The organism is Belliella aquatica, from assembly GCF_014637795.1.
GTDB lineage: Bacteria > Bacteroidota > Bacteroidia > Cytophagales > Cyclobacteriaceae > Belliella > Belliella aquatica.
In genome coordinates this window covers 168,629-191,600 of the sequence record NZ_BMFD01000004.1, presented here as the reverse complement: position 1 = coordinate 191,600, position 22,972 = coordinate 168,629, and the positions used below count along the sequence as shown (strand labels likewise).

Sequence of the window (22,972 nt, the reverse complement as noted above, 5' to 3'; positions counted from 1 at the left end):
AAGAGTTTAAGGAGGATAAAAAAATTAAGAGATCTTATTGATTTGGATGTACCCCTTCCATTTTGTAAATTTAAACTATGTTTATCAGAGCTAAAAAGAATCAATCGGGGACAGTTTCGGTACAGGTTATAGATAAAAGTTCGGGTTCCTATAAAGTTGTCAAGTCGATGGGCAGTTCCCTTGATCAAGATGAAATCAAAAGACTGAAGGTACAGGCCAGAGATTTTATTATGAAATTTCAAGGTCAGCAGAGCTTGGCTTTTATCACGCCAACAGACAGACACGCTGTTAAATGTGAAAAATAAAAGCGCCATAGGTGCGGACGATATCATAACCGTGGGTGGCTGAACCCACGGTTTTTAATAGTCTCATCTTGGTTACAAGTCCTGTAGGGACGACCGATATAAAAGAGCAAAGTTGTCAAAAATCTTTTATTACACCGAGTGGCACGGAGAAGTCACCGAGTTGCACAGAGGATTTATAAAGGAGGATGGCGAAGGGGCCGAAGATAAAAAAATGATAAACGCTGAATTTCAAATGTTTAACTAGAACTAGTCAGGTAAAGTAGCCCCCCGAAATACTTCGGGGCAGGCTCAGGGGGGCTATATGCTTATTAGCCCTCCCAAAGGGAGGCAGGCCGTCCCCTACGGGAGGTAAACATGTACGACTTGTCCCGCAGCATTGCGGGAAGGGGCTACTGATAGATTTATAGTCACTAGGGCCGTTGTGCGCCGCCGTGCATGGTTAAGGTATGTGCACACATAACCCAGAGTCCCGGCGGTGGATATTTTTAGAAATATTAATTGTCTCTCGGGACGATAGGGAGAGGATAAAATTAGAAAGTAAAGAAGAGATCAATAATCTTTTATTACACCGAGATCCGCAGAGGAGGCACAGAGCTTCACCGAGGATGAAGGATGAAAAAAAAATGAAAAAATGATCAATGTCGATCCCAAAGGCTTTCGGGAGAACTTCAAATGTCGAACGAAAAAACAGGAATGGAAATGATATGAAAGTGTAGATGCACCTACACTTAAGATAAGGTCACCATATGAATATCGAACTTTTAATTCGAAATTAACTAAATAAAAAAACCGTTGAAACATGGCTGTTTCAACGGTTTTTTTTATCGTTTTAAGGGTATTTTTAAGCTTACTTCCTCATTTTTTTGAAGGCATTGATCAGACCATTGGTTGAAGAGTCGTGGGAGGTAACTTGTTTATTGTCTTGTAATTCGGGAAGGATTGCGTTGGCTAGGACTTTGCCAAGTTCTACACCCCATTGATCAAAACTCAAGATATTCCAAATCACTCCCTGAACAAATATCTTATGTTCGTACATCGCGATTAACTGTCCAAGCGTATATGGATTGATCTCTTTTACCAAGATGGAATTCGTAGGTCTGTTGCCTTCGAAAACACGATGGTTTGCGATTTTCTCAATCTCTTCATTTGATTTTCCTGCTTTTTGCATTTCTGAAAGCACTTCTTCAAATGTTTTTCCGTTCATCAAAGCTTCTGTTTGTGCAAAGAAGTTTGAGAGTAACTTCACATGATGATCTCCGATTGGGTTGTGAGAATTTGCTGGAGCGATGAAATCACAAGGAATCAAATGCGTTCCCTGATGAATCAATTGATAAAAAGCGTGTTGCCCATTTGTTCCTGGCTCTCCCCAAATAATCGGACCTGTTGCATAATTCACCTTCTCTCCTGCCCTGCTGACGTATTTTCCATTTGACTCCATATTGCCTTGTTGGAAATAGGCAGCAAATCTATGAAGATACTGATCATAAGGTAAGATTGCTTCAGAAGTGGCCCCTAGGAAATTTGTATTCCAAATCCCTATCAAAGCCAAAATCACTGGGACATTCTTCTCAAAATCAGCAGTTCTGAAATGCTTGTCCATGCTGTGAGCACCTGCCAAGAGTTTTTCGAAATTCTCGAAACCAATGGCACAAGCAATCGGCAATCCAATAGCTGACCAGAGTGAGTATCTTCCTCCTACCCAATCCCAAAATGCAAACATGTTTTTGGTATCAATTCCAAATTCTGCTACGGACTTGGCATTCGTAGAAAGTGCCACAAAGTGCTTCGCTACTGCATTTTCATCTTTTGCAGCTTCTAAAAACCAATTTCTAGCGCTGTGCGCGTTGGTCATGGTTTCCTGTGTAGTGAAGGTTTTTGAAGCAATAAAAAATAAGGTAGTCTCTGGATCAACCTTATTCAAAGTTTCAGCGATATGTGTTCCATCTACATTGGAAACAAAGTAAATTTCAAGCCCTTTTTTCTGATAAGGCTTCAGCGCTTCTGTAACCATTACTGGACCGAGGTCAGAACCACCAATTCCAATGTTTACCAAGGATTTGATAGGTTTCCCTGTGTAACCGAGCCAAGTTCCATTCTGGATTTGGTCGGCAAAAGCCTTCATTTGATCTAAAACCGCATTTATGTCAGGCATCACATTTTGACCTTCAAAATCAACAGGTGTGTTGCTTCTATTTCTTAGGGCTGTATGCAGAACGGCTCTGTTTTCTGTCAAGTTGATCTTTTCGCCTGAGAACATCGCCTCTATTGCTGACTTCAAGTCAACTTCATTTGCTAGATCAAAAAGGGATGTTTTGATCGTGTCATTGATTCTATTTTTGGAGTAATCGAGTAGAATATCTTCCAATTGGATAGAATAATCATCAAATCGATCTGGATTAGCAAAAAGAGATTTTATAGTTGTTTGTTCGTTGTCTTTAGCAAGTTTGCTCAGATTTGCCCAAGCTTTGGTGTGTGTAGGGTTGACTTTATTCATGGTTTTTTGATTTAATAGGAAAAGCAAAAATAGGGTTAATATTTGAAAAGGGGGTAATGATTGAGTTATTTCCGCCACGGCGGATAAGTGGTTGACTGGGGGATTGGGGGATTGGGTTATTTGGTTAATTGGGGGGTTGGGGGATTAGGTGATTGGGTTATTTGGTTAATTGGTTAATTGGGGGATTAGGGGATTGGGTTAATTGGTTATTTGGTTAATTGGTTAACTGGTTAATTTGAGGGATTGGGAATTGAGTGTTTATTTGTTAGTTCAAGGGCAAAACCAAATTCAACTCCATTGGAGTTGGTGAAATGAGACGATTAATCAGCATTTTCCCCGCGTTGTAATGCGGGGAAAATCAAGATTTATTCCCATTCGGGAATTTTTCACTGACTTCTACGTCATCTCTATGGCATGAGAGATCTCTGCTTGTTTAACATGAAAAGGGTTAAATAGTAAAGTCACATTGTAAAAGTACAATTGAGATTTCTCCCCATAATTCTACGGGTCAGGCTCCTTTGGACGAAATGACTAATACTAGTATTACGATGTGCATCACTCTTGGTACTTTGTACATCATACTTTGTACTTTGTACAGTTTAGCTAATACCTGTAAATTCCTTGGTCTCTTTTTTTCTTGAAAAGATTGCGGAGTAGTGAGCCACTGAGGGCACTAAATCCTCCTAAAAGGAATCCTAACAATCCGGTAGCTACCCAAAGTAAATTGCTTTCTCCCAAACCCATCAACTCCGCCATTTTTTCTGGAAGTGAGGAGTTCGTTTGGACGGCTATATAAACTGCTTGAAAAAACCATATCAATCCAAAGGATAAACCTCCTGCAAAGAAGGAGATTCCTCCACTTCCACCGACCAAATAAGCAAGGATAAATACTCCTATCATCAGAACAGGATACGAAAAGAAAGGTCCTAAAATCAGAATAAATAAAGCTGACAATATCAATAAAGCTGTAAATCGTATCATGGTTATGGTTTCAAGGTGGTTTTAAATAAAACTTGCTGCTGATCAGTAGCCTTTCTTAATTTGAAATTGACATACTCCCCATTCGCCCACTTCTTCAGGAAGCTATCATAGAATTTACTTCCTGGGTTACCTGATTGCCCGCCTGGATAGATTCCGAAAGCAGATGGCTCATCCCCTAATTCAACCACCATTCTCCAACTTGCTCCATGTCTTTCTGAGGTTGCATTGATGATATTAGCCCCTCCACCTGTCTGGATTCCTTCGTATGAAAAGGACTTGAAATTGGGAACAAGATGCTGGATCGTTGTATTTTTAAAAGTAGCCCATGAAAGTTCCCCTTTTTCAGCTTTAAACTTCTCTACAGCTACAATCATTGAATCAAAACTCGCCAAAACATGATCCTTTGCTATTTCTAATTTATCGGTACTTTTCTTATCAAAAAGAGGACTTTGAGATTCGTTTTGTAGCAATTTGACAGTTTGATATTTATTCGGAAGAACAACGGGCTTCTCAGACTTTATATACTCCTCCCAAACGCTCCTATTCAAATACCTCCACCACAAATCGAACATGGAAGGTTCCGTTTGGCTAGGATTGGTATAAAAATCCCATGCCATTAAGGATTTCAAATAGTCAGAATTTGGATTTCCTTGCGCAATCAAAGTATCTGCTTGAATCAAATTCAACATCACAGGAAGTGCTTCAGCTGCATGCAGGTGGTAGTTATCAAACTGCAACTCCATCATGTCCTCGATTCGGATATTCCCCATCAGCCTCAATCTTTCATTCAGCCTTCTATTTCTATAATGCTCAAAACTGTTATCAAAAACATAATATGGATAGGAAGGATCTACCGAGTGTTGGTTGGCCGAGGAAACAAATCCTCTCGCTGGATTGAGCGTGGCAGCATTGTGTTCATTTGGAATAAAGTCTTTCCATTCCATCCTAGGATCATTTCCATCCATTAGGAATTTGCCTTGACCCTCCCATTTGAGTGGGAATTTCCCCTGAACTTTGATGGCTATATCTCCTTCGTTTGATGCAAAAACAAAATTTTGAGCTGGTGAAGTGTAGTGGTTTAGTGCTTCGATGTAATCGTTGTGATTTTGACCCTTATTCAAAAGCAGAAATGTCTTTTGCTCGTTGGAAGGAAGGTGAGCAGTCCATTTGAGCGCAAAATTCACATCTTGACGTTCTGCTCTAAAGTTTTTATCATACACGATCGGTCCATGATGCGTGTACACAACCGTATCCATAAAAGGAGCTTGACCTTTGACCTTTATTTCTTCTATTCTAAAAGTACTCTGAATCCATTGATCATTGTACAGGTATTCGAGTCTATCCGCTTGTTTGAACTGAATCGCATACCAATCTCTCGTATCTCTCGTGGCATTGGTGACACCCCAAGCGATATTTTCATTAAATCCTGAAATGATCCCCAAGGCACCGGGCAAAGTCGCCCCTTTTACGCTATATTCTGGCGTAGTAAGTTGCATTGCATACCAAAGAGAAGGCAAGTTTAAGCCCAAATGTGGATCATTGGCTAAAATTGGTTTTCCACTTTGTGTTTTCGTACCTGACACAGCCCAATTGTTAGATCCTATTCCTGGTACAGGTTGCGGCATTGTTTTCACAAAAATATCTTCTTCTGGATAATTGATGCTATCAGGCCGAGAGATCTGAAGCGGTTCAAAATCCCAAACCTTTTCAGCTTCTATTACGGGATCATTTTCTTCTGGAAAAAGTGGGAATAGCTTGTTCAAAAGCTCTTCTCCGAGCATGTTTCTTAGATTGGTGTACTCCAAATCCCTATCTCCTACTAACATGTCTGCCATGTATTTGAGGAGTAAAATAGATTTGTAAGCTGACCAATTCTCAGGTCTATAATTGAGGATTTTATATTCTATGGGAAGTCTCGCTTCAGAGAGTTCGTTGATGTATAAATTAACACCTTCCGCATAAGCATTGAGAAACCTGAGGGATTCTGTGTCGGAAGTTTCAAGGTATTGCAATCCTTGTTCCGCTGCGAATGGGAGACCTTTTCTTCTTGTCATTCTGTCAAGGTCGAGTGCAATAGGTCCCACAATTTCGGAAACCCTTCCTGCAGCGGCCATGGTTTGAAATTCCATCTGCCAAAGTCGGTGCTGCGCGGTGACATATCCTTGTGCCCTGTAGAGGTCTTCTTCATTTTCAGCAAAAATATGTGGAATCAAATCTTCATCGTAAGTGATGGTGACTTCAGCTATCAGGCCATCAAAGAAGATTTCTTCTTTTGCAATTTGGTCTTCAGTAAATGAATTCTGCCAAAAGCCGTGGTTTGGATCAAGTAATTTTCCTAAAGGAGGGATAGAACCAAACTGTAGAGAGAGTGCCACGCCAAGGGATAGGGTGATGATCAAGGCAAAGGCAAAACCGATGTATTTCATAAAGCTACTTTTATAAGCTGTTAAGATATAAAATTTTGATAAGGAAATAAATAGTAAGGAAGTTGATTGGGCAAATAGCGCACGCAGATTCCGCTGATTTCTCAGATTATTTTAAGTGTTAAAGGTTAGAATAAAATAGCGCTAAAGCTTTGTTTACACAGAGTGCCACTGAGGAGGCACAGAGATACACAGAGTTTATCATTATTGATCAAATGCTCTGTCAATCTCGGTGACTTCTTATTGCTTTCTGTAATATCAAGCGCTTGAGATGATTTACCTTTTTTTTTCACAAAGGTAGAGAGAGGTTCTTTCTATCTTATCAGTAATCAATGAATAACTTACCAGAAATAAATTGTATTGCTTTATGTAAATAGCGCTAAAGCTTTGTTTACACAGAGTGCCACTGAGGAGGCACAGAGATACACAGAGTTTTTAATTATCGATCAAATGCTCTGTCAAACTCGGTGACTTCTTTTTGCTTTCTGTAATATCAAGCGCTTGCGCCGATTTACCTTTTTTACACAAAGGTAGAGAGAGGTTCTTTCTATCTTATCAGTAATCAATGAATAACTTACCAGAAATAAATTGTATTGCTTTATGTAAATAGCGCTAAAGCTTTGTTTACACAGAGTGCCATTGAGGAGGCACAGAGATACACAGAGTTTTTAATTATCGATCAAATACATAGTGCTTGTTAGAGAATTACTAAAGTACAACTCTTTTTATGCCATCTTTTAAGACTTTTACATCAAAATTCAAGAGTATACCTTTTTTATAACCTCCAAATTTCATGTAAGTGAGAATTTGCGCTAGATGAACATCTGTTAAAAATTCTACAGTTTTCAATTCTATAACTAATTGATTTTCTACAAGTAAATCAATTCGGTAAGCATGATTTAAAACAACTTCTTTATATCTAATTGGAAAAATAAGCTCTTTTTTCACTTCAAGCCCAGAAGCAAGTAATTCATACTCCAAACATCTTTGATATGCAGACTCTAATAGTCCAGGTCCTAATTCCTTATGAATTTCAATTGCTGCACCAATTACCTTTCTTGTTAATAAGTCTTCCACCATTTTAAAACATTTAAAACGAAAAAAACGAAAATCAATGATCTAAACTCTACCCTATAACTTGTGGACGAAGCCATGATTAGATAACGCTAATGCTTTTTTTACACAAGTTGCCACTAAGGAGGCACAGAGATACACAAAGTTTTTAACTATAGATCAAATGCTCTGTGAAACTCGGTGACTTCTCTGTGGTTCTCTGTGAAATCAAGCGCTTGCGCCAAAATAATTTATTCCATTTACTTCGAGAGGAATTCTCTGAGGACGTAGTGAAGGATGCCTCCGTTTTTGAAATACTCGATTTCGATGGCTGAATCCAATCGGCAGACAACTTCAAAAGAAGTGGAAAATCCATCTTCTCGTCTTGCATCAACTTGAAGCATTTTGAGTGGTGATAATCCATCACTTATACCTTTTATGGTAAAGCTTTCTTTACCTGTCAGGCCTATTGAATCTGCGGTTTCTTTCTCTGCATATTGCAAAGGCAAAACGCCCATTCCTACTAAATTACTTCGGTGTATTCTCTCGTAGCTTTCTGCTAAGACAGCTTTAATTCCCAGCAAAGTAGTGCCTTTAGCTGCCCAGTCTCTAGAGGATCCACTCCCATATTCCTTGCCTGCAAGGACAATCAGAGGGGTGTTGTTTTCTTGGTATTTCTGAGAAGCATCAAATACACTCATTTCTTCTCCACTTGGAATGAACGTGGTAAATCCGCCCTCTTTATTTGCCAATTGATTCTTGATTCTCACATTGGCAAAGGTTCCTCTTACCATCACTTCATCATTGCCTCTTCTAGAGCCGTAAGAATTGAAATCTTTCTTTTCTACTCCTCTATTGATCAAGTATTGCCCTGCAGGACTATCCTCTGCAAAAGAACCTGCTGGTGAAATGTGATCTGTAGTGATAGAATGCCCTAACTTCAGTAAAACATTTGCGCCAATAATATCCTTTGGCTCGGCAACTGACTCTGATAAACCCTCAAAGAATGGGGCTTCTTTGATATAAGTGCTTTCAGAAGACCATTGATAAATCTCATCTTTTGGGGCTTGAAGGTTTTTCCATTGTTCGTTGCCTTCGAAAATTTCCCCATAACTTTTTTCGAAATCTGCTGGTGAAAGCACGCGGCTCATCACTTCAAATATTTCATCATTGCTTGGCCAGATATCTTTGAGATAAACAGGTTCTAGGTTTGGATCGTAGCCTAATGGTTCGTTATTCAAATCCACGTCGACTCTACCAGCAAGCGCATAAGCAACCACCAACATCGGAGACATCAGATAATTCATTTTCACCTGAGGATGAACACGGGCTTCAAAATTTCTATTTCCAGAAAGCACCGAGCTGACCACAAGGTCATTTTCTTCTACTGCTTTGGCGATGTGTCTTGGCAATGGTCCAGAATTCCCAATGCACGAGGTACAGCCATAGCCGACCACATGGAATCGCAATGCTTCCAAATCATCCAATAAGCCTGCTGTTTCCAAATAGTCTGTTACTACTTTAGAACCTGGTGCCAAGGATGTTTTCACCCATGGTTTGACATCCAATCCACGTTCTCTCGCTTTGCGTGCGACGAGACCCGCTCCGATCATTACCGAAGGGTTGGACGTATTGGTACAAGAAGTAATGGCAGCAATTACAATCGACCCATCATAAAGCGCAAACTTTTCATTGTTGAGCTTGACGACAACTGATTTAAGACCATTTTTTACTTTAGTTTCATATTCGACAGTGGCGGCTGTTGCAGAAGTTTCTTCTTTTTGCTCAGTGGGCAAACTCCCTCCTTCTCCAAACCAGCGACCTTCTTCTCGTTTATCTATAGGAATATATTCTCTTCCGTGAACCTCTTTAAGCAGTTCACCGAATTTTTGCTTGAATTCTCTTACTAAAATCTTATCCTGCGGCCTTTTAGGTCCTGACACAGTAGGTTCTACTGTTCCTAAATCCAACTCCACTACGGAGCTGTACTTGATTTTATCCTCCCCAGCTCTCCAAAGCATATTGGACTTGGCATAATCTTCTACCAATTTGATTTGCTCTTTTTCACGGTTAGTTTTCCCCATGTAGTCGAGCGTTCTGTCATCTATTGGAAAATAGGTAACCGTACAACCGAATTCGGGAGACATATTAGAAATCGTCGCACGATCAGGAACTGTCAAATGATCTAAGCCTGAACCAAATACCTCCACAAATTTCCCAACGACACCATGCTGTCTCAGCAATTGAGTAATGGTCAAAACCATATCTGTGGCAGTGGTTCCCAAAGGTAATTTGCCTGTGAGTTTCAATCCCACCACTTGCGGCATGATGAAGTAAATGGGTTGCCCAAGAATAGCTGCCTCTGCTTCAATTCCACCCACTCCCCAAGCGACCACACCAATACCATTGACCATGGGTGTATGAGAATCAGTTCCTACGAGCGTATCTGGAAAAACATTCCCATCTCTAGCAATCACCCCTTGGGCGAGGTATTCTAAGTTTACTTGGTGACAAATTCCCATTCCAGGAGGCACAACAGAAAAATTATCGAAGGCTTTTTGAGCCCATTTCAAAAATTGGTAGCGTTCACCATTCCTTTCGTATTCTACATCCACATTTTTTTGATAGGAGTAATTGGTCCCAAAATAATCTACCTGAACAGAGTGATCTATCACAAGGTCTACGGGGATTAGCGGATTGATTTTATTAGGATCTTTCCCTTTTCTTACTGCCTCTGCTCGAAGAGAAGCAATATCCACCACAGCGGGTACCCCTGTGAAATCCTGCATCAAAACTCTAGCTGGCTTGAATGGAATATCTTTATCAGAGGGATCGGGAGACCAATTGGCAAGGGTTTCAATATGTTCCTTGGTGATTGCAAAATCGTCAAAATTTCTAAGTGCATTTTCTAATAAAATTCTAATAGAAAATGGGAGTTCCTCGATTTTGTAGCCTGAATCTTGCAAAGATTGTAAACTCCAATAATTGAACTCTCCCTTGTCTGACTTGATTGTTTTTTTAGTATTAAAAGGATCAACTGTCATAGAATAACTTTGATTTAAGTGAATAAATAGATTAAAAATAATACATTTAAAGAACCCAGTATTTTGGGTAATAATTCCAAGCGTGCGGTTTGTCCACTCTTGTGAGCTTTTAATTTACAAAAATTATACCTTAAAGACATCAGAATTACTTTTCAAAAAGCAATAATCATGAATATTATTTTAACGAGTCTTTCTACACTCCTTTTGATCTCTGCAGTTTTGCCAATGATCAGGCATGACAATTGGGTTTTTAGAGTTTTTGAATATCCTCGGGTTCAGAAATTGATACTTGTTGTCATCTTTCTTGTCCTGTGGATCATAGAAGCTATTGGCAGTTTTAGCTATTTGGAGTCTTTTTTTATTCTGTCGTTGAGTGGATTGGCTGTTTATTTATTGATTTGTATTTATCCATTCACCAGATTTTCACCGAAAATGATTGTGGATTTCAAAAGCAATTCAACTGACTCTATCCATCTTTTTGTATTGAATGTCTATCAATACAATCGGGAATATGAAAAGACCATCAATCTCATTAAGCAAGAAGATCCTGATGTATTTTTTTTAGTAGAAACCGATGCTGCTTGGGCTGAAGCTATTTCATGTTTCAAAAATGATTACCCCTACCAAATTGAAGTCCCGCAAGACAATACTTATGGCTTGCTCTTTTATTCTAAGTATGAGATTTTTGGGGAATCGGTTCATTATCTTATCGATGAGGAAGTTCCCTCCATTGAACTTGACTTAAAAATCAGTGATTCATCAATGATTCATGTATTTGGAATTCATCCAACTCCACCTGTTCCGACTCAAAACCCAAGAAGTACAGATAGGGATGCGGAGATTCTTCTTGTTGGAAAACAAGCCAAAAAACATCATGGACCATGTATAGTTTTCGGCGATTTGAATGATGTGGGTTGGTCTTACACCAGTGAGTTATTTTTGAAAACGAGTGGTCTCTTGGATTTGAGAAGAGGTCGGGGAATGTTCAATACCTTTCATGCTAAATATTCCTTGATGAGATGGCCTTTAGATCACATCTTTGTTAGCAAACATTTTACGCTGAGGTCTATCGAAAGGCTTTCTGCTGTCGGATCAGATCACTTTCCTATCGGCACAAAACTTTGCATTCAGCCTCTAAATGGAAATAAATCAAAGGAAAATACCGAAGAAGCAGAAGAGCAATCAAATAAAAAAATCAAGGCGGGATTCTAAATTTTAGCGATCCCCTCTGCTTAGCACTAGGATTTCCTTGGCATTTTTAAAGTTTGAGGTGTAAAGATTGATATTCTTTTCTTTGTCGACCATTCCAACGTAAATCAAGCTATTTTGGGACAGCAGCGCTTTGAGTTGATCTGCATTTTGAAGGACTTCTGATGGAATATGCGTACCGACTTCTAAAAGATTGAACTCCGAACCCTCGGCAAACGCTAATTCCGTAAATAACCCCTCTAAATTTTTCTGAAAAGCCAGCTGCGCAATGTACCTTGCAGCCAATTTGTGAGAAAGTACCGTATTGATTTCTGAAGAGTAAGCATTCAACAACTGTTCTGTAGTAGGGTCACCCAATACCGTGATGAATTTGGTTTGGAGCTTTTCTCTATTTTGCATGAGTTGAGATAAAATCAAACTTAATCTAAATCCTAGTTCATCGGAAAGGTTGATAACGATGTTATCATATTTTTCTTCAAATAGGGTTTTGTGGAATTCTTTTTGGAAATATTCCTTCTCATTTTCAAAAATAAAATGGGATTTAGATAAGCTCGTGATGCTTTTTTCATCGATAAACTCCTCAATGTTACCCAAAGGCCATTGTTCGCCTATCACACAAATTTTTCTACTGTCATACTCTTCTGGGGATTTTAGGGTATGGATAGGAGTATTCGACAAATCAATTTGAACTGATTTAAATTTAAGCGCTTTGATATTTTCTGCTAAAATAATCAACCATTCACCCTGCTTCAATTTTGATTCAAAAGGACAAAGCTGAATATGAAATTTACCATTTTCTACTCCTGAAAATCCAATTAAACTTGCTCCAGAAAAAGAAAGTAAAAGTTCCTGAAAACTCTTACCAACAAGATCTCCAGCATTTTTGATTTGCTTGGGATCCACAAAATGAATGGTAGGTCCTGCGAAAGACAGCGTTTCAAAGAAAATCTTGTAGTAAACGATATCGACCATTGCCCTTGACATCACACTTCCGATCACATCGCCGGGAGTGGTCACAGCGAAAAGATTTCCTGACTCGTTTGAGGTAAGGTTTTGAGCAATAACTTTACTCTCGGGATTCACAGAGAGTTCCACCAGACATTTCATGGGTTGTTTTTGCCTCTGCCTGTCTTGCAAATGCTTTAAAAACTTTAGGTTACTCACTAGTAACGTCAGGAGCTTTAAGTTGAAATTATCCGATTCTAAAGGACTTTTGAATTGATCAGAATGAAGTATTACTAGACCTAAAGCCTTGAATATACCCTGTCTCAGATAGGTGTGAAAAGAGAGTAAATCACCTTGTCTGAGAAAAATATCGAGATTTGGCCATCTATCTTTATCCAACTCAGCTCTAAAATTGGCCACCGTCTCAGAGTCAGGAAAAAGTAAAACCACATTTTGCGTTTTTTTCGTTTGGCTTGATTTGATATCAAACTCATCCAAAATCATGGGAAGTTTGATATTGTAATTCACAAAGAGAATGTGCCCTTTTTTATTGTATGCAAGTGTGCCGCTTTTGATTTTTTCTATCAATTCTACCAAAGCCGCAGAGAGAACAGAAATTATAAATGAAAAAAGTACCAGACCGAATAGTACCTGAAATAATCCGAATATTAATTGATTATCCGTTTCAATATAAGCGTAACTCGAAGGATCAGCAAACAACCTGTAGCTCATCGCCAAATCTCCTAAGACAAATGACATCCCGAAAATAATCAGCGAAGACACCAAAAAAATCGCTGCCAATTGGACCCATACAGAAGAAAGTGCAAAACCATCTAATGTAAAGACTCTAAATATTCTCCTGAACAAAAGTAAAAATTTACGCCACATGGGTAAAAAGAATTAAGATTTAGGCAGTTAATATAGGTATTGATTCAGGAAATTACAAAGCTGTTGATTTTGGGAGTTCTTTCTATTTTCTAGCAAAGAAAAAAGCCCTTCCAGTTAGGAGGGGCTTTTGCTATTTTCAGAACATAAGATATTTTAATTTTCTTCTGCTTTATTTAATCTTTTGAAACCTCTTCTAAAGGGCCAAGTGTATTCCAAAGCCTCTAGCCCTCTATTCAAATTCATGGTAGAACTATCTAGATTCACTAAAGTACTTTTCAAGGTTCTATTGAAAGCTTGATCATTTAAAAGCGTCCCGATGGCATTGTCAGTACTATTGAGTTTTGTAGTGACAGTGTTTAAGTTTGCCGTCATTTGCTTGGCATTGTCAGCTGTAGCTTGTAAATCTGTAACGGAAGATTGAAGCTTATTGTAAAGTTCAGTATCGGTAGCCAAATCATTAAACAAAGTGCCTTCTCTGTTCAAATTAGCAGAGAACTTCCCTAGGTCAGCAACCATCCTATTACTTTTCACAGAAGTACTTTCAAGATTAAGAAGGATACTTCTAAAATTCTCAGCTAGCGTACTGTCTGTTAATACTGCACCAATGATGCCTTCCCCTTCGGCTATTTTACCAGTCAGTACTTTCAAGTCATTTGTGATGGATACCAAGTTCTTATTATTTTCTTGGAGTGTTTCCATCATTTTATCAGTATCCAAAGGCATTTCAGAAATCAATCTATCTCCGTCTTCTACCATCGGCGCTTGCGTGGTGCCTCCATAGATGACGATAATTTTGTTCCCGATCAATCCATCAGAGCTTATTGTAGCTTTAGAGTCCTTGCGGATATATTCCAAAGATTTATTCTCTACATTCATTTCGATTTCCACTTGGGAATCACCATAGAAATTGATTTTTCGAACTGTCCCGATTTTTACACCAGAAAACCAAACATTGTTTCCTGCCTGAAGACCTGCCACATCGTCAAAGACAGCTTTTAGGCTTGTGCTTTTGACAAACCTTTTTTGTTGTCCCCCAAGGGTCAATATACCAGCAACCAAGATTGCAATCCCAACTAGGACGAATACACCTACTAAAACTGTTTTTTTATTATCGTTTCTCATTATTTGATGAAATTATAGTCATAGAAAGATTTTATTTTTGGATCAGAAGCAGTGGTAAATACTTCGTCAAAAGTACCCACGGCCTCGAATTGGCCTTCAATCAATACGGCCATGCGATCACCTGTTACCTTTGCACAAGTCAAATCATGGGTAATGACTATGGAGGAAGTGTTGTACTCTTCTCTTACTTGATTAATCAGGTTATTGATATCAATACAAGTGGTTGGGTCCAATCCAGCCGTCGGTTCATCATAAAGCATGATTTCTGGTTCAAGTATCAATGTTCTCGCAATACCAATTCTCTTTTTTTGCCCCCCAGAAAGTTCCGCAGGCATTTGGTTGATCGTATTTGGAAGACCTACAGAGTCTAACAAGCCTTCAACTTTCAGGTTGATTTCTTTCCTCGTCAGTCCTTTTATATTTCTTGTCAGGGGAAATTCTAGATTTTCTCTCACTGTCATACTATCGTACAATGCAGATGCCTGAAAAGCGAATCCAATTTTCAACCTTAATTTATTCAGCTCTTTCAATTTGAGCTTTTCAGTATCCTTTCCTAGGATTTTGATCGTGCCTTCATCTTGTCTCAATAAGCCTACCATGAGTTTGATCAAAACGGATTTACCACTTCCTGATTTACCCAATACGACTAGATTTTCACTTTTAAAAAGATCAAGATCGACTCCCTTCAAGACGTGATTTTCATCAAATGATTTCTTGAGGCCTCTAATTTCTACGACTTTTTCTGTGTAATCACTATGCATATCTGATGGCGTTTACAATTTGAAGTGCTAGCAATTCTTCGATAAAGATCAAAAACATAGACATTACAACGGATGCATTTGCAGCTTTCCCTACCCCTTCAGTACCATTGGATGAATTATATCCTTTATAACAACCCACAATACCAATGGTAAACCCAAAGACAAGAGACTTGATAATGGAAGAAAAAACATCAAGGAAGGATACTGCTTCAAAAACCTGCACGAAGAAAGTTGATAGACTGACGAGTTCATTCTGATTGACATTGATAAAGGAACCCATCAAGGCAACAAAATCTACATAGAGTACCAAAATTGGAATCATCAGTGTGGTGGCGATCGTCCGAGTGACGACTAGATATTTGAATGGATTGATTGCAGATACTTCCATCGCATCAATCTGTTCTGTTACTTTCATCGAGCCAATTTCAGCTCCAATACTAGAACCAACTTTTCCCGCTGCAATAAGTGCGGTAACCAAGGGCCCCATTGCTCTAATAATTGCAATTGAAATCAAAGCAGGAAGCCAAGATGCAGCCCCAAATTCTGACAAAGAAGGTCGAGACTGATTGGTAAATACGATGCCGACAATAAAGCCCGTTAGGGAAATTAAAGGAAGCGATCTGTAGCCAATTTCATAGCATTGCCTAAGGATTTCTTTGAACTCGTATGGGGGGAACCATACCTCTTGGAAAAACCGTTTTACAAAGTTGAAAGCATCCGCCAAGCCAACGAAAAACTTATCTATCTTTTTTGAGATGACGGGTCTGTTTCTTTCAATAGTTTCTGACATAAAATTCTAAGTTCTAAAGCACGAAAGTAATCATTTTAAACCAAACCAAATTTATGGATTGAGCAAGCGCTCGATCACATCAAGTTGCAGGGGTTTGATCAAGAATCCAGACACGGAAGTAAACTCATTACTTTTTTGAAAATCGTCAGGATCCATGGAGGAGCTAAGCATGTTTACATTTATTTCGATATTCTTTGCAGCGAGCAATTCGAGGAATTCCCAACCGCTCATCTCTGGCATATTGATATCCAAAAGAAGAAGATCTGCTGAGTTAGACTCAAGCCAATCCAATGCCAAAAAAGGATCAGCAAAGAAAATTAGTTCCAAGTCAGGTTTTACTCGGAGCATATTTTTCTTATTGATCATGTGTTGGATTTTGTCGTCATCCACAAAAATAATTTTATTTAAATTTTTTACCATTTTCAAAAAAGAGTTATTGGTGAAATACTCAACTGATTTTTATTACTAGACATTATACGGTGTAAATCAACTCACGGATTTTTAGAGTTCATTACCAACTCTACTATTCAAAATTAAGATTTTATCTATCTAAGGACATGATTTTATAGGAAAAACATTATTAGACTAGACTAAACTATTTAGCTTAAGCAAATTTAGATTAGTCTAAATATAATTTATATCATTTATAATCAATGATTTAATACTGCTCACCAAAACTTTTGTTTACCATATCTGAGTCTATCCTCTTATTCCACCTCTACTTGATTAAATCTTGAATATGTTCGAATTCTCAGTGGTTTTAAGCCTGTTCCATTTGGTTTTTACCCTCCAAAAAACCCCAATTAATTAAAAAACTAACTTCTACAGAATCCCTAATTGAATCGAAAATTTGACCTTCACTCCTACTAGCCTAGGGTCATGAATTAAAATAAGTGCTACTCACTTGGGTAATGAAATGAGTCTGCATTTTAAAAATTTCTTTATCTTGGTACGTTTAAATCAATCAACTCATGAATCAGAATCGAGAGCAAAAACCTACTGGGTTAAGAGATAAAATACTTCATGTCTTATTATTTTTCAGAGACAGATTTGATCTTCATGAAGGGAAAGAAGACGAACTCGAGACCATAGATTATGTTAAAAAGAACATTGAATTTAGAGGAGCTAATCTTTGGATTTTGATCTTCGCCATCTTCGTGGCCTCTGTCGGATTGAACGTAAACTCCACTGCAGTCATCATCGGTGCCATGTTAATTTCTCCCCTTATGGGTCCGATCATGGGTATCGGAATGGCCGCCGGAATTAATGATTTTGAGCTGCTCAAAAGGTCTCTGAAAAATCTTGGGATTGCAGTTTTGATTAGTATTCTCACGAGCACAATTTACTTCTCTTTTACTCCTTTGATCGATGCACAATCTGAACTTTTGGCTAGAACAGAACCGAGTATTTGGGATGTACTTATTGCACTATTTGGAGGGCTTGCAGGAATCGTCGCAGGTTCCAGAAAAGAGAAGAGCAATGCCATTCCTGGTGTGGCCATAGCGACAGCTTTGATGCCTCCACTTTGTACCGCAGGCTATGGTTTGGCTACGGGAAATCTCTATTACTTTTTCGGAGCATTTTATCTCTTTTTCATCAATTCAGTTTTCATCAGTTTGTCTACCTATCTGATTGTTCGATTTATGAAATTTCCTAAAAAAGAATTTCTGGATAGGGATCGGGAAAAAACTGTAAAAAGATACATTACCATTTTCACTTTGCTTACTGTAGTACCGAGTATATACCTCGCCTATAATATTGTGACACGCACGATTTGGGAAAAGAGCGCCAAGCAATTTGTTGCCATGGAAATGGATTTTCCAAGATCACAAGTAATTGCTAGCACTTTAAACTACGATGCTGACAGCAGTACAATAGAGATCTCGATAGTGGGAGAAAGAATTGAAGAGGAGGATTTGTCCCGACTTCAAAATAAACTGAAGGCCTTTAGTCTCAGTAAAACGTATCTTAAAGTCAAACAAAGTGGAGACGGAACTCCTGATTTGAATATGTTGCGTTCTGATGTCCTCAAGGATCTTTATGAAAGAAATGAATTACTGATTCAAAATAAGGACCAAAAGATTTCCTTCTTAGAAAATGAACTCTTGCAATACTCTGAATCCAGCAAACAGGTGATGGATTTGGCAAAGGAAGCCAAAATCAATCATTCCAGTTTGGTTAGTTTCTCTTTGAATAGAGCGATTATTGCAGACGTATTAGAAAACAAACAAGATACTATCTTGATGGCTTATGCCAAATTCCGACAGCGTCCAAATGCTCAAGAGCGAAAAAGATTTGAAGATTGGCTAAAAATCAGAACTAAGGCAGATACGGTTTCTTTGATAATTCAGTAGGGGGGATTGTAGATTTTAGATTGTAGATCTTAGATTTATGTAGGGCATTCAACATTAATAAAAACACATGAAAAAGCTAGTGTCTATTTTATCTCTTGCAATCCTGTTGATGGGATTTTCAGTTGGTTCATTTGCTCAGAAGGCAGCGTATGATTCGGTATTAGCTGCACAGCTTGGGGCAGATGAATATGGCATGAAGCGATATGTGATGGCTTTTCTGCTTGCAGGAGACCGTGTTCAGGAGTATTCTACCGAAGAGCGAGCAGAAATTCAAAAAGGTCATATGGCCAATATCACCAATTTGGCTGATGAAGGAAAACTTATTGTTGCCGGACCATTTATCAATGGTGGTGAGAAAAGAGGAATTTTCATTTTTGACGTTGCTACAAAAGAAGAAGCTGAGGCACTCACTAATACAGATCCAGCAATCAAAGCAGGAGTCTTGAAAATGGAATTGGTTGAATGGTATGGAAGTGCAGCATTGATGATGCTCACGGATATTTATCCAAAGCTTCAGAAAAAGGATTTTTGATGATTATCCGTAATGACACCAGAATATGAATATTTCACTTATAATTAAGCGGATAATTGTCAACCCTCGACTGTCAACAGCAGCTGGAAAGAAACTGAAGACATTATTTTTAGCATAATCTGATAGGAGGCGCACAAACAATAACTTTTATCAGATTTTCTATTTTTTGACTTGGTGATTTTTTGAAACACAAAATATCAAACGTTTGCACAATTTATTTACTTCGAAAACACGCTAATATTCATTGAAAAGCTTTTTTGGGTAGTTTGTAAGCGCTAATTTCGGTAAGAAAGCCAAAAATTTTTGGCTGATTTGAATCTGAAATAACCCTATTGATATGAAAAAACTATTGAACCTTATCCTCCTATTTAGTCTAAGTTTTTGGGCAATGGGACAGCAATTTAGTTCTCCAAATGGAGAGCTACAATTGAATTTTGAATTAAAAGAAGGAGTTCCTTACTATTCTTTAAGCTACAAAAACCAACCTGTCATTTTACCAAGTAAATTGGGACTTGAATTAAAAGGAAAGCCTGATTTTACATCGGGGTTTGAAAGTCATGAAGTGACTTATGCTGATTTTGACGAAACTTGGGAGCCTGTTTGGAGTGAAGAGAAAAGTATTCGAAACCATTACAAAGAAATGACCGTCACGCTTCAACAGGGTGACGATTTCGAAAATAGAACTTTGGTAGTCAGGTTCAGACTTTTTGATGATGGGCTTGGCTTCAGGTATGAATTTCCATCACAGCCCAATTTAGCTCATTTTATTATTTCTGATGAGAAGACTCAGTTTGCTATGGCGGGAGATCACACCGCTTTTTGGATTCCTGGTGATTATGACACACAGGAATATGACTACGTAGAGTCAAAACTTTCCGAAATTAGACCTTTAATGACGCAAGCCATTACCGCCAATGTTTCGCAGACTTCCTTCTCTCCTACTGGCGTGCAGACTTCTTTGATGATGAAAACAAATGAAGGCTTGTATATCAATTTGCACGAAGCAGATTTGATCGATTATGCAACGATGCACTTGAATTTGGATGATGAAAAGATGATTTTTGAATCCTGGTTAACGCCCAATGCCAATGGAGATAAAGTATATCTTCAAAGTCCATCTGTCAGCCCTTGGAGAACAATTATTGTATCTGATGATGCGAGGGATATCTTGGTCTCAAGAATTACCTACAACCTCAACGAACCCAATAAAATCGAAGATACTTCTTGGATTAAGCCCATGAAATACGTGGGTGTTTGGTGGGAAATGATCACAGGAAAAAGCACTTGGTCTTACACTGACGAATTTCCTGCGGTAAAATTAGGAGAAACCGACTACAGCAAAGCCAAGCCAAATGGAAAACATGGCGCAACTACTGCCAATGTGAAAAAACACATAGATTTTGCCGCAGAACATGGTTTTGATGGGGTTTTGGTAGAAGGATGGAATATCGGTTGGGAAGATTGGTTTGGCAATGCCAAGGATTATGTCTTTGATTTCGTCACTCCGTATCCTGACTTTGATCTGGAAGGTGTGAGAGATTATGCGAAAGCAAAAGGTGTAGAAATGATCATGCATCACGAAACTTCCTCCTCTGTCCGAAACTACGAAAGACAATTAGATAAGGCTTACCAATTCATGAAAGACAATGGCTACAATGCAGTCAAAAGCGGCTATGTGGGTACCATCCTCCCATTTGGAGATAATCATTACAGTCAGTGGCAAGTAAACCACTACCAATATGCCGTAGAAAAAGCAGCAGAATATCAAATCATGGTCAATGCCCATGAGGCTGTTCGTCCTACAGGAATCGGTAGAACTTATCCAAACCTAATCGCCAATGAATCTGCGAGAGGAACAGAATATCAGGCATTTGGAGGCTCGAAACCGAATCATGTGACCGTCTTGCCATTTACCAGACAAATTGGAGGGCCGATGGATTACACGCCTGGAATTTTTGAAATGGATATCAGTAAACTCAATCCGGATAATAATTCTTGGGTAAACAGCACGATTGCCAATCAACTTGCACTTTATGTGACGATGTACAGCCCACTTCAAATGGCCGCAGATTTACCAGAAAACTATGAAAGGTTTATGGACGCCTTCCAATTCATCAAAGATGTCGCTTTGGATTGGGACAAGAGTGTCTATTTGGAAGCTGAGCCAGGTTATTATCTCACCATCGCAAGAAAAGAAAAAGGAACTGGCAATTGGTTTTTGGGAAATGTCAATGGAAATGAAGGAAGAACAGCTGAGATTAAATTTGATTTTCTTGAAGAAGGAAAAAGCTATATCGCAACCATCTACTCAGATACCAAAGATGCACATTTCCGAAACAACCCTCAAAGCTATGAAATTAGAAAAGTAACTGTGACTAAAAAGTCCAAACTTTCTCAATACAGCGCCCCAGGCGGAGGTTTTGCAATCAGTATTATGGAAGCAGAGAAGGCTGATCTGAAAGGGTTGAAGAAGTCGTAAGTTATCGCTGCAACTTTTTATGATGTGAAATAAATAGTTATTTTTTAGGATCTTTGAAAAAACGGTGGGTAAAAACTCACCGTTTTTTTAAATCAAAATCCCAAGCAATTTTTTTAGAAAGAATGTTTTAAGAAACCATTTTCAAATAACCCAGTCTACAATTCGTATATCCCTTTCTGATTAATAAATCAACGAATCACCAACGATCGAGAATAATATTAATATCAGTGAAATTAAAGTAAAATTCCAAAGGCCATGAAAAAAGACTCCATACCAAAATCCAAATCTTATCCGAATGTAAGCCAGCATGAGTCCGCCAATAAACTGAGGTAATACTGCGAGCAAGATAGATAAATATTCTACACCATTTAGCTCACTCAATTCATAATTAAAGGAGTGAAGTAAAGCAAAGAATATGGTGGTTCCAAAAATATCTATTTTAGGGTTTTTAAAATCTCTTTCTTTCCTAAAAAATATAAATACTAGAAATATAAAATAAGTAGAGTAAATAGAAAATTTAAGCCAGCTCACATTATCTAAAATTTGAATTAAGATAAATGATAGAGTAATTAAAATTGGAAATATAAAATGCTTTCTTTTCTCTGATAGTGGAAGTCTAAATTGTAACTCTTCAAATAATGGTGCTATTATCGTTACCAAGATTAAAAATAATACTTTTTAATCTAAAATGGATTGAGGGTCGTATTTAAAATCTTCTTCAAAATCCAAATTGAATAAATTTAAAATCGAAAAATTAGCGAAAACAAGGAAAATCTTCAAAATGAAAAGATTTGCAAGTTCCTTCTTCGTAATTTTTCTTTTTGTAAATGATGGATTCCTCAAAAATTCAAGTAACTCAGAAGATGTGTTTAGAATTCCAGAAAATAGATTTAAGAAATATTTCATACTACTATTAAATCAAATCGTTTTTTTTCTAAAATAATTTTACTTTTTCCAGATTAAAACTCCAATAATTTAGTTTTCAAAAGGAAACTTAAAAAACCAACAAGATTCCAAATTATATGGAGCATAATAGACACAAAAATTCCCTTTTTAAAAAAGACGTAACAGTAAACTAGTGCCCCAAAAAAGTGTGGCAAAAAAACGAATATTGAATATTCAAATGAGATATAACTTTCAGCAAAATCCAAATGTAAAACCGCGAACATAAATGAAGAAACAAAAACTAAAATCAATCTTTTAACCTCAATATCGGATTTTAAGAAAACAAAAATAGTTAGGAAATATAAAAGAATGAGAGAAAGTTTTAAGAAGCTATCATGAAACAATACAATAGAAGCTATAGCAGAAAAAACAACATTTTTAAATTTTAACCTAAGATGATATCTAAAAACAAATTCTTCTATAAGTGGGGCTAGGATAACCACATTCAAGAAAATTTTATAAATATTTTCCCCATCAAAAACTGAGTTCTGAGTATTGATCCTTGAGTTGAATAAAAGATTTTGAATCAAAATGATAAAAAAGACAAAAAGAAACTTAAGAAAGAAGGCATGCATCAAAAATTTTTTATTTGAAATAATTACTTGACTTGATTCCGTTCCAGTTAGTAAAAACTTCCAAAAATCTTT

The 22,972-nt window shown here is 37.8% G+C and carries 17 protein-coding genes; 5 read left to right on the top strand and 12 right to left on the bottom strand.

Going from position 1 to position 22,972, the window contains the following annotated elements; translation table 11 throughout:
- Positions 1-77: 77 nt before the first annotated feature.
- Positions 78-305, top strand: a complete 228-nt coding sequence (locus IEV57_RS07545) for a hypothetical protein (RefSeq protein WP_188441272.1) — start codon at positions 78-80, stop codon at positions 303-305.
- Positions 306-1,152: 847 nt separating this feature from the next.
- Here IEV57_RS07545 and pgi read toward each other — a convergent pair.
- The 5 genes from pgi to acnA all read right to left on the bottom strand — a co-directional run bounded on the left by pgi (position 1,153) and on the right by acnA (position 10,300).
- Positions 1,153-2,799 carry a glucose-6-phosphate isomerase gene (gene pgi, locus IEV57_RS07540; protein WP_188441270.1) on the bottom strand — a complete coding sequence of 549 codons (1,647 nt, stop codon included), beginning with the start codon at positions 2,797-2,799 and terminating at the stop codon, positions 1,153-1,155.
- A gap of 603 nt (positions 2,800-3,402) precedes the next feature.
- A complete protein-coding gene (locus tag IEV57_RS07535) occupies positions 3,403-3,780 on the bottom strand; it encodes a hypothetical protein (protein ID WP_188441267.1) in 378 nt (125 codons plus the stop codon).
- 2 nt (positions 3,781-3,782) lie between these two features.
- The gene (locus IEV57_RS07530) at positions 3,783-6,206 is read right to left on the bottom strand and encodes a penicillin acylase family protein (RefSeq protein ID WP_188441265.1); all 2,424 of its coding nucleotides are present in this window, start codon (positions 6,204-6,206) and stop codon (positions 3,783-3,785) included.
- Between the two features lie 705 nt (positions 6,207-6,911).
- Positions 6,912-7,283 carry a GxxExxY protein gene (locus IEV57_RS07525; protein ID WP_188441263.1) on the bottom strand — a complete coding sequence of 124 codons (372 nt, stop codon included), beginning with the start codon at positions 7,281-7,283 and terminating at the stop codon, positions 6,912-6,914.
- 233 nt (positions 7,284-7,516) lie between these two features.
- Positions 7,517-10,300 (bottom strand): aconitate hydratase AcnA, encoded by a 2,784-nt coding sequence (gene acnA / locus IEV57_RS07520; RefSeq protein WP_188441261.1) that lies wholly within the window; start codon positions 10,298-10,300, stop codon positions 7,517-7,519.
- Positions 10,301-10,468: 168 nt separating this feature from the next.
- On the opposite strand from acnA, the gene IEV57_RS07515 reads away from it, so the two are divergent.
- Positions 10,469-11,512, top strand: coding sequence for an endonuclease/exonuclease/phosphatase family protein (locus tag IEV57_RS07515; protein ID WP_188441259.1), 1,044 nt, complete (start codon positions 10,469-10,471; stop codon positions 11,510-11,512).
- A 3-nt stretch (positions 11,513-11,515) separates the two neighbouring features.
- Here IEV57_RS07515 and IEV57_RS07510 read toward each other — a convergent pair whose 3' ends face one another.
- The 5 genes from IEV57_RS07510 to IEV57_RS07490 all read right to left on the bottom strand — a co-directional run bounded on the left by IEV57_RS07510 (position 11,516) and on the right by IEV57_RS07490 (position 16,435).
- The gene (locus tag IEV57_RS07510; RefSeq protein ID WP_188441257.1) at positions 11,516-13,342 is read right to left on the bottom strand and encodes a hypothetical protein; all 1,827 of its coding nucleotides are present in this window, start codon (positions 13,340-13,342) and stop codon (positions 11,516-11,518) included.
- Positions 13,343-13,495: 153 nt separating this feature from the next.
- Positions 13,496-14,464: an MlaD family protein gene (locus IEV57_RS07505; protein WP_188441254.1), complete on the bottom strand. Its 969-nt coding sequence runs from the start codon at positions 14,462-14,464 to the stop codon at positions 13,496-13,498.
- Positions 14,464-15,225 (bottom strand): ABC transporter ATP-binding protein, encoded by a 762-nt coding sequence (locus IEV57_RS07500; RefSeq protein ID WP_188441252.1) that lies wholly within the window; start codon positions 15,223-15,225, stop codon positions 14,464-14,466. Before IEV57_RS07500 ends, IEV57_RS07505 begins: the two co-directional genes overlap by 1 nt.
- Positions 15,218-16,015 carry an MlaE family ABC transporter permease gene (locus tag IEV57_RS07495; RefSeq protein WP_188441250.1) on the bottom strand — a complete coding sequence of 266 codons (798 nt, stop codon included), beginning with the start codon at positions 16,013-16,015 and terminating at the stop codon, positions 15,218-15,220. Before IEV57_RS07495 ends, IEV57_RS07500 begins: the two co-directional genes overlap by 8 nt.
- Before the next feature lie 51 nt (positions 16,016-16,066).
- Positions 16,067-16,435: a response regulator gene (locus IEV57_RS07490; protein ID WP_188441248.1), complete on the bottom strand. Its 369-nt coding sequence runs from the start codon at positions 16,433-16,435 to the stop codon at positions 16,067-16,069.
- Positions 16,436-16,986: 551 nt separating this feature from the next.
- Between IEV57_RS07490 and IEV57_RS07485 the strand changes: the two genes are divergently transcribed.
- From IEV57_RS07485 to IEV57_RS07475, 3 genes are all read left to right on the top strand, one after another.
- On the top strand, positions 16,987-18,369 hold the full coding sequence (locus IEV57_RS07485) for a TIGR00341 family protein (protein ID WP_188441246.1): 1,383 nt from the start codon (positions 16,987-16,989) through the stop codon (positions 18,367-18,369).
- 67 nt (positions 18,370-18,436) lie between these two features.
- Entirely contained in the window at positions 18,437-18,901 is a 465-nt protein-coding gene (locus tag IEV57_RS07480; RefSeq protein ID WP_188441244.1) for a YciI family protein, read from the top strand.
- Between the two features lie 337 nt (positions 18,902-19,238).
- Entirely contained in the window at positions 19,239-21,380 is a 2,142-nt protein-coding gene (locus IEV57_RS07475; protein ID WP_188441242.1) for a glycoside hydrolase family 97 protein, read from the top strand.
- 180 nt (positions 21,381-21,560) lie between these two features.
- On the opposite strand, the gene IEV57_RS07470 is transcribed toward IEV57_RS07475, so the two are convergent.
- Both IEV57_RS07470 and IEV57_RS19515 read right to left on the bottom strand, forming a co-directional pair.
- The gene (locus IEV57_RS07470; RefSeq protein ID WP_308419872.1) at positions 21,561-22,043 is read right to left on the bottom strand and encodes a CPBP family glutamic-type intramembrane protease; all 483 of its coding nucleotides are present in this window, start codon (positions 22,041-22,043) and stop codon (positions 21,561-21,563) included.
- A 296-nt stretch (positions 22,044-22,339) separates the two neighbouring features.
- A complete protein-coding gene (locus IEV57_RS19515) occupies positions 22,340-22,900 on the bottom strand; it encodes a CPBP family glutamic-type intramembrane protease (protein WP_373282248.1) in 561 nt (186 codons plus the stop codon).
- Positions 22,901-22,972 lie beyond the last annotated feature (72 nt).